Raw genomic sequence first — 10066 nt, 5'->3', positions numbered from 1 at the left:
GTCTTTGTCGGGGGGCTCCGGGTCACCGATCAGGAGACGCTGGAGATTGCCCAAATGGTGCTCGTCGGCAAGATCAACAAGGGCATCATCTCGCTTATCGCCAAATGCGGTGCAAAGGGTGTCGGGCTCTCGGGAAGTGATGGCAATATCATCATCGCAAAGAAGATGGACCTCCAGAAGGTCAATGTAAAGGGTGTTGAGCAGGAAGTGGACCTCGGGCACGTCGGGGAGATCGAATGGATCGATCCCGCACTCCTCAACACACTCCTTGAACGAGATTATATCCCGGTTATCTCTCCGATTGCCATCGACCGGTTCGGAGGCAGCCTCAACATCAATGCAGATACCGCTGCAGGTGATATTGCCGTGGCGCTCAAGGCATTCAAACTGATCAACATGACCGATGTTGATGGCGTGATGGATGCAAAGAGGACGCATGTCTTCCGCAAACTCACGATCTCTGAAGCCCGCGACCTCCTTGCATCGGGCGCGATTGGCGAGGGCATGATCCCGAAGGTGACCTCTGTCATAAGGGCGGTAGAAAACGGGGTGAAATACTCCCACATCATTAACGGCAACGTCGAGCACAACCTGATCCTTGAGCTCTTCACCCACGATGGCGTAGGGACGATGATCTCCCTCCAGTAGGTTTTTTTAGGGGCTGGACTCAACACTCCTCTTGGATTATACAAAGGAGCTCCCGGATGGATAAGATCATCAAGATTTTTATTGCGGTTTTTGCCATAATCGCCATTGCTACGGTTGTGTTTGTTACGGCGCACGGCAGCGCAGAGGCTGCAACCGCAACTTCATCATCTGCACCTGGAATTGCTGCCGATGACAGCGTTGTCTACTACTTCTATGGCCAGGGCTGCCCGCACTGTGCAGCTATTGAACCATTTATGGAGAATATGACAAAAAAATACCCGGATGTGGATATCCGGAAGCTGGAAGTGTGGTACAACACGACCAACGAGCAGATCTATACCCAGGTAAACGCGGCAGCCGGTATCTCCTCTCCCTCTGGTGTCCCTGAGATCGTTATCGGGAAGGTCGTGCTTGTCGGACAACAGGAAATCCCCGATAAACTTGAAGGGTATCTTCAGGCTATTGAAAAAAAAAAGGTGAATACAGCGCAGTAAGCGCGACCCCCTCCACCGCCCCCCCTTCTTTTAACCAGTCTGTCACGGCGTACTTCTTCTATGGCGACGGCTGCAGCCACTGCGATGCCATAAAGCCTTTTGTCGAGGAAACCGCATCCAAGTACCCGACGCTTGACTTCGAGCAGCTGGAAGTCTACCATAACGCAACGAGCCAGGCCCGGTTTATCGCTATGGACAAGGCCCTCGGCATCGACTCGCCCGGGGTGCCCACCATTATTATCGGAAATCAGGCTCTGGTTGGCGAGGACCAAATCCGGGACCGGCTGGACGCCGCGATCCGGCAGGAACTTGCCTCTCCCGATCAGGGCCAGACCGGAAACGCGGCGGCTAACAGCACAGCCACGGAAAACTGCCCCGGGACGGTCTCTGCCTTGACGGTGCCCCTTGTCATCTTGTGTGCCGGGATCGCGAGCATCAACCCATGCGGCCTTGCCGTACTCGCCATCCTCCTGCTCTCGATCATCGCTCTCCAGACCCGCCGTCAGGTGCTGATGGTCGGGATCACCTATATCGCCGCGGTCTTTTTGTTCTATTTCATCTCGGGCCTCGGCTTCCTCTCATTTATCAACGCCTCGGGGCCGGGGATATCGTCCCTCATTGCGACAGCGGCGGCGGCGATAGCGATCGTCCTTGGGGCGGTAAATATCATCGATGCTGCGGTAAGAAAGGACGGATTCCTCCTTGCCATCCCGGAGTCCAAAAAACCGGTGATCGAGCGGTATATCAGGACGGCAACTCTTCCGGCGGCGTTTGTCCTGGGGGTCCTTGTCGGGATCTTCGAACTGCCCTGCGCTGGCGGGATCTACCTGACGATCCTAGGTCTCATGAGCAACACGATGACGCTCGCAGAAGGAATCCCCTATTTGCTCCTGTTCAACGTTATCTTCATCCTGCCACTGATCGTGATCCTGCTCGTGGTCGTCTTCGGGATACCCCCGGAGAGGGTTAACACGTGGCGTCTGGAGAACCGGCGGGCGCTCAGGATTGCCATCGGTGTCGTCATGGTCCTTGTGGGGATCTTTATCCTTTTCGGGTCCCGGTTCCTGTAGGCCCTAGGGACTGATGCCCATTTTTTATAAAAAAGTATCAGAAGGGTGTCTGACAAAACTTATCTGACAATTCTTTTTGGCGGGACGGATTTTCCCATGGTCGCCCGCTGTTCTTTCTCGTTCATTGAGATCAATGTTTCAAAGATGGTTTTTATCGGGACGGGATCGACATGATTTGCCTTTGCGAGTTTCATCACGTACTCCAGCACATCCGTTTTCCGCTGGTTGTCGTGGACCGGTATCCCTTCCGTCTGCTTGACTGATGCGACTTTTTTGGCAAGGTTCTGCCGCTGTGCGATAAGGTGGATGATCTCCTCATCGATCTGGGTGATCTCCGCCCGGACCTCTTCAATCGTCATACGAAAGTACATTGCCGGAAAAAGAGATAAACGTGATGACAGATCCGCTTGGCGTCGGACACGAAAACAGATATGAGATAAAAACCCTAACTGATCCGGTGGTTTCATGCTCGAACGAATTACCCGACGCGAAGAAGCTGATCTCTTTGTCGCGTGGATTGCCATATCCATCTCATTTGCGATCATTTTCATTTCGCCCGGCGGGTTTCTGAACTTTAACTCCAGCCGCATCAGTGCCTTTACCGCTCTCGTCTACTTCGGGGTATCCCTCGTGGTGGTCTTATTCGGGTTCATTCTCCACGAGATGGCGCACAAGTTTACCGCAATAAAATACGGATTCTGGGCAGAGTTCCGGAAAGACAACATGATGCTCCTTGTCGCAGTCGCCCTTGCCTCCATTGTGGGTGTCGTGTTTGCCGCCCCCGGTGCGACGATGATCTACAACATGAGGGCCGATGGCAGGATGATCAGCCGTGAGGAGAACGGGAAAATCTCGGCTGCCGGGCCGATTACAAACCTGATTCTCTGTATACCGTTTGCCGGGCTGCTCCTCTACGGCGGTATATCCTCCGGTTTCGGGGCAAATCTCTTTACCCTTGTCGGCATGGTCGGACTTCAGGTCAACGCGATGATTGCAGCGTTCAACATGCTGCCGGTCAGTGTGCTTGACGGACGGAAGGTGCTCGCGTGGAACCCGGCGATCTTTGTCATCCTGATCGTCGCCGCGTTTGGTGTCCTTGTGGCATCGTTCTATCCGTTCGCCATATAATCATTTTTTAAAGTGAAAAAAACGGAACATTTCCGGTTTCATGTACTTTTGAACGCTTGGATCTCCCGCACGACCTTCTGCCCTTTTTCGTATGCTTCTTTTAATGCGGTCGGGTGGTTTTTGATCCCGTTGTACTGGTCCATGTTGTTGGCAACGATATTTTCAGAATAGTCGAATCCCGTGCCGTGGAAGAATGCAGTGATTGCCGGGAACGCACTGTCGAATACATGGGCCTGGTTCTGCCCGGCAGTCGAGATGAAAACACCCTTATGGTGTTTGATGTGATCTTCGGAGAAGTCCAGTGTTTTGAGGATGAACTTCCGCGCCCAGAGGTACTGCGCCCGGTCGATGAACCCTTTGAGCTGGGCGGTGATCCCCATGCTGTAGATGGGGGACGCGACTACAACGCAGTCTGCGGCAAGGATCCGGTCATACAGGCCCGGGGCATCGTCTTTTACGACGCATTCACCGGTCTTGTGGCAGGCGTTGCACCCCCGGCAGGGGGAGTAATTGATCTCCCTGAGTACCACTTTTTCCACCGAGGCTCCCGCAGATTTCGCGCCGTCAAGGAAACTGTCCAGGAGCGTCTCGGTGTTGCCATGCCGGCGCGGACTTCCTGAGATGCCGAGAACCGTAACGGTCATCCCTGTGCTCCCGTACCCAGACGTTTTTTTTCTTCAGCGATGACGGTCTTTCCCAGTTTTATGGCATCAGAGCGGGCAGTCGGGTGGAGCTCGATTGCCCCTTTCTCATCAACGCCGTTTACCATCAGGTAGCTGATGTCTGCGTCCTTGATATCGATGACATGGTAAAAACACTTGACCGAGGGCACCGCCGCGTCAAAGACGTACAGCCAGGTTTGCCCTGCTGTCGCAAGGAACACTCCCAGGCGTTTTCCTTTCCGTTCAGGAGGAACTATGGGGAGTTTGAGAACATATTTCCGGGACCGGAAGACCTGCGCCCGGTCCACGAGAGCTTTTACCTGCGATGCAAGGCCCATACAGAAGATGGGGGAGGAGAGGACAATGCAGTCCGCTTCGATGATCTTATCGTGATATGTGTCCATTCCGTCGCGCTGGATGCACTTGTTGAGTTTTTCGCACGCGTTGCACCCCCGGCAGGGATTGATGTTTGCCTCGGTGAGCGGAACCTTCTCAACTGTGACGTCCGGTTCTTCTGCCATGGACGCGAGCACCCAGTCAAGCAGGGTCTCCGAATTGCCGTGCCGGCGCGGGCTCCCGGCAAACGCGAGGACTTTTATGGGCATAGATGATGCTTGGATATGGTGGCTGAAAAATCATTTGATGCGGTACGTGGCAGGTACTGACCCATCTCGTTTCCCGGAATCCCGCAGAAGATATACGGTACTGCAACATCAAAAAAATTAAAAAAGGGAGTCCGGCCCGGTACTTACGGCCCGCTCATACGCTCTTGAAACAGAGATACCAGTCTTTGCACTCGTATCCTTCGCTTAAGCGCTTGTCCATCTCGGCTGCGGTCTTTGGCGGCGCCACGACCACCTTGTCGCCCGGCTGCCAGTTTGCGGGCGTCGACACCTTGTACTTGTCGGTCGTCTGGAGCGCTGTTACCAGCCGGATGATCTCGGGCATGAACCTCCCGTTCTGTAATGGGTAATAGATCATCGCCCGCATGATACCCTTGTCATCGATGAAGAACACGCACCTGACCGCTGCAGTAGAGCTCTGCGCCGGGTGGATCATGCCGTACTTCTTTGCCACTTTCATATTCAGGTCGGCAATGACCGGGAATGGGATGGTGACACCCATTTTCTCCTTGATGTTCCTGACCCAGGCAAGATGCGCCGATACGCTGTCAACGGAAAGCCCGACGAGCTTCACATTAAGCGCTGCGAGTTCATCGTGAATCGCGGCAAACGCCATAAATTCTGTTGTACAGACCGGGGTGAAATCGGCAGGGTGCGAAAACAGCACTACCCATTTCCCCTTCAGGTCCGAGAGTTTGATCGGACCCTGCGTGGTCTCCGCTTCAAAATCCGGTGCAGGTTCACCCAGAACCGGAAAACTCGTGCATACCTCTTCTGTCATACCGGCACTCCGGGTTATTTCTTCATGACTTCATCGAGCTGGGCCTTGCCGTATACGTACGCCGGCATCCCCGAGAGCAGGAACGTGACCCGGAGCGCCTCTTCCACCTCGGCTTTTGTGACACCGAGATTCGCCGCCCCTATCAACTGGGCATGGACTGCGTGCTGGTCTCGGAGTGCCGCTGCAATCGCGATCGCGATCAGCTTCTTGGTCTTCCTTGTGAGCTTACCATCGTCCCAGATGTGATCTTCCATCTTGATGACGAGGTTGTACATCTCGGGGTCGTTGATGGTCAGCTCCTTGAAGAACTTGGGCACTTTCCCGATCTTCTTTCCAAGGCTTTTGAGCTCTTTTTCGGTACCTTTCCTTACTACAGGTTTCTTTGTAACAGGCTTCTTTACTACCATACTCATTCACTCTCCAGTTTCATGGGTTCCCCGCAGCAGATCAGTTCTCCGCCGCCGGCTTCTTTTACGATCACAACATTCCCGCAGATCTCGCATTTGAAGACCTGCCCTTCTGCGGATACATTCACCATACTGAATTTCTTCCTTTCGTTAAACGGGTTAATCCATATGCATGTGCTTTTTTTCGCACGGGCCCCGAAAATCCCCGGTGGGCTCCCCGGGCATTCACAACTGGCAGTACCGTTGCCGGAAAAATGAGAAATTACTGGAAACTCTTGCCGCGTCTTGGCGGGTTCTTTGCATCTTCGGGAGTTTTGATGTCCGGGCGGATGTGGGTCATCGGGAAACACTGGTACTCCTCGCAGGAACAGGCCGGGCATTTTCGGAGATCCTGCTCGCTCTTGTCGAGGGTGTACTCCTTGCCGCAGTCGATGCACACGTACTTTCCCGGCCCGACCTTCTGGCCTGCCGTATACGTCTTTTGTTCGGTCAGATTTATCACCAGATTTCACTTCTATGTCAAAGATATATATCAGTTGTGTTAGTAGGTTCTGTCAAGTTGTCGGCAGGTCGGCACTTACCAAAATCCCTGTCAAAAATCGGCAGGTGATGAAGGATGACAAATAACCGTCGCGAATCCATCAATTCTGCAACATTCGTGTGTTTGTGTTTTATGCTGGGGGGAGCGATCTCACTTGCCTTTATGCTGATGTTTGGAAACTTCTTTCGGAGTTTCGGGATTTGGTTGATTTTGTTGGTGGGGGGGTTGGCAATTTGCGGCACTATCGGATTGAGCCTTTTGAGTCTCATCGAAGACTGCTAATTTTTCTTTAAATTTTTTGGGTGTTAATCCCCATAGTATGGGTAAACTTGCTATTACTGTAAAGAAGAATAATATAACAGCTAACCACGTGCTGATCCTAGCATAATTTTCTTGTTGGATCACATCCGATCCACTGACATGTACTGTGTAATCGGAATAATACTCTGATGTATCCGTCCCGTTATTAAACAAAACAATTAGGTATGGATGATAATCCCCTTGAATATCCCATGTTATAGATTGGTAATATGGCCACAGCGATCCGCTATCGGACCATCGAGGGATTCTTAACATACTCGCATCAACGGCCTCTAATGCCACTGGGGCCTCCCCATTTGGTGTGAGGAAATTTGCATTTGATTCGTTATAGAGCGACGCTCCTTCAAATCCGACCCAAACCGGATTGTTTACTATATTTTCCTTGTTTTGGGAACCAGCAACAAATATCGAGGGAATATTAACTTTTTGACCATCGGGATAGAGAAATCCAACGGCAGATACATTTACTTTCGTCCCCTCGGCCAAAGTCCCGTTATACTGTAAGCAAATATCTACAGAGAGTAATGGCAAACTTACAGGAGTACCATTTGGACGCAATGCAGGCATAGGAGGCATTGTATTGGGATATAAAAGATGAATAACGTGGTAATGAGGTTGATCCGAGGGATTTATTCTCAAATAATCCACTTTTACGTTATAAAATTGAATGTAGGAGATCACACCCAAAACAAGGATAATAAGAATTAGAACCCCGAACAATCCTGTTTTGAGATGCTCTCCCCTTGATTTGGGCATTTATATCAATCGCTCAATGAGTCATTGATATAGAACGGTATTAATTCGTCGGTTTTCTTTGTTTTTATTTAATCTCTCATAATCTCGATTTTTAACCCTTCGCTCTCGATACACCATCTGAAACGGTGCCCTTTTTTCAATTCGAGTTTAGCCACGATGTAACTGGGGATCGTCGTTCTAAGTGACATGCTATTAGTTGTTGCCGGGTTCAGTACCGACTCATCCGCTCTTGCATTTTTTGTCATGTATAGGATATTGGTTGCCTTTTTATTTAAGTTTTGTTGCCTTTTTAATTACCCATAAATTAATATACTTATCCAACATATAGGTAATTAACAAGTAAATAAGTAGGTGAAAACAATGCTGCAACTAACCACAACCCGGCAGGAACGAGGCGAGGCAATCGCAAAGAAGGTCGGTCAAATCAGGAGGCTTGATGAGATCCATTACATCGTTAAGTCACAGTCCCGCAGCGATCAACTCTATGAAGTATCGCAGACCGAGATTGGATGGAATTGCAGTTGCCCCGATCATCAGTCACGCGGTGTCGAGTGCAAACACATCATCGCCGTGAAATTCTCGTTTGCGATGCGGAAACAGGTTAAGGCAAGAGTAGTCCTAGACCCGATCATTGTAACCAACTGCCCCGCATGCGGATCGGAAATGATCAAAAAGGCAGGAATCCGGCGCAACAGGAGCGGAGACATTCAGCGGTATTCATGCGAGGCATGTGGCAAGTTGTTTAGTATCAACGTCGGTTTTGAGCGCATGAAGCACAACCCGAAGGCAATCACGGCAGCGATGCAACTCTACTTTAGCGGCGAATCCCTGCGGAACACTCAGCGGTCGTTAAAACTTCTCGGCGCAGATGTAAGCCACCAGACGATTGCTAACTGGATCGAGAAGTACACGATTCTGATGAAGGGGTATGTTGACAAGATCGGCCCGAATGTTGGCGATGTGTGGAGAGCGGATGAGGTTTACATTAAGGTCAAAGGCAACATGAAGTATCTCTTTGCCCTGATTGACGACGAGACCCGGTACTGGATCGCGCAGGAAGTCGCCGATTCAAAGCACAAACACGACGCGCAGGGATTATTCCATGAGGGCAAGGTACTGATGGACAAAGTGCCGGGCGTTCTGATCACCGATGGATTACCGGCTTACCACGACGCATTTAAGAGAGAGTTTTACAGCCGAGTGTACCCTCAGCCACGACACATTAACGCGATCAAAATCACCGGACACCAGAATGAAGCAAACAATAACAAAATGGAGAGGATCAACGGAGAGATCCGCGACAGGGAAAAGACAATGCGCGGCCTGAAAAAGAAGAATACCCCGATCCTTCAAGGGATGCAGGTTTATCATAACTTCATAAAACCGCATGAAGGGCTTGACGGAAAAACACCGGCCGAGGCATGCGGGATTACCGTCAATGGAGAGAATAAGTGGATGACGTTGATACAGAACGCAGCACAGGCAAAATAATTTTTAAAACACAGACAAACTTTATCATTTATTAGTGGGATATAAGTTCTATAACCCACTGGATTTTGATTGTTATGGGAAACAAAGGGTCCGCGAATAAGGTTGAAAAATCTATCAGACTTGATGATGTTCATTGGAATATCATACGAGGGTTGGTTCCTTTCTATGGCACATCGGAAACAGAAGTTGTTAGAACAATAGTCACTATGTGGTTAGATCAAAATCTTGGATCAAAGACGATTGAGAAGTTACAAGAACTTGATGCGATTAAATTAACACAATTGAAAGCAGGAGTTGAAAAACTATGAAACTCTGGATAAAAGGAGGTCTTTTTCTAAGTGCGTACTTACCTCTATTTTTAATTCTAATGATCAAAAACTGGTATAATCCGATTACTGTTGCTGTTTTCCTCGGTGTCCTTTTATACAGTTTCGTTTGGTTTTTATTAATTTGGTATATACAGAAGTCTACCTCTGAATCGTTTAGCGTGATAAAAGTTGAAGATAAAACAAAAGAGTCGTTAGCCTATCTAGTACCCTACATAATTTCATTTATTACAATCAATTTTAGTGATTTAAGGGATACCATATCATTAGGAGTTTTACTTGTAATCTTATTTGTAGTTTATATCAACTCGGATCTCTTATTCGTAAATCCACTATTATCCTTTTTTAACTTCAAAATTTATGCCGCAGAAGTTTGTAAAACAACTGTCGGTTGTGAAGATGTTACAAATACAATCACACTTATAACAAAAAGAACTATAAAACCACGCGATGATATCCTTGTCTGGGATATATCAGAAAATGTAGTATTAGAGCGTGAAAAAGATGGAGGAACTTCTTAAGTCTTTAAATGAATCGGATGAAAATTTAGTTAAACTCTTTTTTATCAAGAAACTTGAAAAACAAAGCGGAACTTCATATGAATTTGTAAAATCATCTATAACCCCTGCAATAGGTAAGGATCTAAAAACACATGCTTCCGATCAAGTTTTGAAAAACTTAAAAAATAAGATAATTGGTTATGATATCCTCCCATGCACAGATGGAGATACAGTTATTGAGACTTTGCCACTTAAAGACGTCCCCCATCTTTCAGAGTTTATCGCAGGAATTGCCGATAAAAATATAAAAATAATTAC

General features: G+C 49.0%; 16 protein-coding genes. 8 read left to right on the top strand and 8 right to left on the bottom strand.

The features are described from left to right. The 3 genes from argB to WCE46_RS07805 all read left to right on the top strand — a co-directional run. Positions 1 to 648 (top strand): acetylglutamate kinase (argB, locus tag WCE46_RS07815; protein WP_424733134.1); only part of this gene is annotated, 648 nt, incomplete at its 5' end. A 56-nt stretch (positions 649 to 704) separates the two neighbouring features. Continuing rightward, on the top strand, positions 705 to 1142 hold the full coding sequence (locus WCE46_RS07810) for a thioredoxin domain-containing protein (protein WP_424733133.1): 438 nt from the start codon (positions 705 to 707) through the stop codon (positions 1140 to 1142). 191 nt (positions 1143 to 1333) lie between these two features. Continuing rightward, a complete protein-coding gene (locus WCE46_RS07805) occupies positions 1334 to 2212 on the top strand; it encodes a cytochrome c biogenesis CcdA family protein (protein WP_424733132.1) in 879 nt (292 codons plus the stop codon). A 59-nt stretch (positions 2213 to 2271) separates the two neighbouring features. On the opposite strand, the gene WCE46_RS07800 is transcribed toward WCE46_RS07805, so the two are convergent. Further along, positions 2272 to 2571, bottom strand: a complete 300-nt coding sequence (locus tag WCE46_RS07800; protein ID WP_424733131.1) for a chorismate mutase — start codon at positions 2569 to 2571, stop codon at positions 2272 to 2274. Between the two features lie 106 nt (positions 2572 to 2677). Here WCE46_RS07800 and WCE46_RS07795 point away from each other — a divergent pair, with 106 nt between their 5' ends. Further along, entirely contained in the window at positions 2678 to 3340 is a 663-nt protein-coding gene (locus WCE46_RS07795; protein WP_424733130.1) for a peptidase M50, read from the top strand. A gap of 38 nt (positions 3341 to 3378) precedes the next feature. Here the strand turns inward: WCE46_RS07795 and WCE46_RS07790 are convergent, their stop codons facing one another. The 7 genes from WCE46_RS07790 to WCE46_RS07760 form a co-directional block, all read right to left on the bottom strand. After that, a complete protein-coding gene (locus WCE46_RS07790; protein ID WP_424733129.1) occupies positions 3379 to 3984 on the bottom strand; it encodes a flavodoxin family protein in 606 nt (201 codons plus the stop codon). Beyond that, on the bottom strand, positions 3981 to 4607 hold the full coding sequence (locus WCE46_RS07785; protein WP_424733128.1) for a flavodoxin family protein: 627 nt from the start codon (positions 4605 to 4607) through the stop codon (positions 3981 to 3983). The genes WCE46_RS07790 and WCE46_RS07785 overlap by 4 nt, the downstream gene beginning before the upstream one ends. Positions 4608 to 4761: 154 nt before the next feature. Further along, positions 4762 to 5406, bottom strand: a complete 645-nt coding sequence (locus WCE46_RS07780) for a peroxiredoxin (RefSeq protein WP_424733127.1) — start codon at positions 5404 to 5406, stop codon at positions 4762 to 4764. Between the two features lie 14 nt (positions 5407 to 5420). Continuing rightward, a complete protein-coding gene (locus WCE46_RS07775; protein ID WP_424733126.1) occupies positions 5421 to 5813 on the bottom strand; it encodes a carboxymuconolactone decarboxylase family protein in 393 nt (130 codons plus the stop codon). Between the two features lie 2 nt (positions 5814 to 5815). After that, entirely contained in the window at positions 5816 to 5944 is a 129-nt protein-coding gene (locus WCE46_RS07770) for a desulfoferrodoxin FeS4 iron-binding domain-containing protein (protein WP_292427860.1), read from the bottom strand. 131 nt (positions 5945 to 6075) lie between these two features. Further along, positions 6076 to 6315, bottom strand: coding sequence for a zinc ribbon-containing protein (locus WCE46_RS07765; RefSeq protein WP_373006950.1), 240 nt, complete (start codon positions 6313 to 6315; stop codon positions 6076 to 6078). Positions 6316 to 6504: 189 nt separating this feature from the next. Next, the gene (locus WCE46_RS07760) at positions 6505 to 7242 is read right to left on the bottom strand and encodes a hypothetical protein (RefSeq protein ID WP_424733125.1); all 738 of its coding nucleotides are present in this window, start codon (positions 7240 to 7242) and stop codon (positions 6505 to 6507) included. 549 nt (positions 7243 to 7791) lie between these two features. Between WCE46_RS07760 and WCE46_RS07755 the strand changes: the two genes are divergently transcribed. The 4 genes from WCE46_RS07755 to WCE46_RS07740 form a co-directional block, all read left to right on the top strand. Beyond that, positions 7792 to 8922 carry a DDE-type integrase/transposase/recombinase gene (locus WCE46_RS07755; RefSeq protein ID WP_424733124.1) on the top strand — a complete coding sequence of 377 codons (1131 nt, stop codon included), beginning with the start codon at positions 7792 to 7794 and terminating at the stop codon, positions 8920 to 8922. A 74-nt stretch (positions 8923 to 8996) separates the two neighbouring features. Further along, entirely contained in the window at positions 8997 to 9230 is a 234-nt protein-coding gene (locus WCE46_RS07750; RefSeq protein WP_424733123.1) for a hypothetical protein, read from the top strand. 179 nt (positions 9231 to 9409) lie between these two features. Further along, positions 9410 to 9769, top strand: a complete 360-nt coding sequence (locus WCE46_RS07745; protein WP_424733122.1) for a hypothetical protein — start codon at positions 9410 to 9412, stop codon at positions 9767 to 9769. Continuing rightward, on the top strand, positions 9753 to 10066 hold a 314-nt coding region (locus WCE46_RS07740; protein ID WP_424733121.1), incomplete at its 3' end, for a hypothetical protein. The genes WCE46_RS07745 and WCE46_RS07740, both read left to right, overlap by 17 nt.

Origin of the sequence: Methanoregula sp., from assembly GCF_049690535.1 — an archaeon.
Taxonomy (GTDB): domain Archaea; phylum Halobacteriota; class Methanomicrobia; order Methanomicrobiales; family Methanospirillaceae; genus Methanoregula.
The sequence above is the reverse complement of the archived record's forward strand: the minus strand, read 5'-3'. Positions and strand labels throughout refer to the sequence as shown.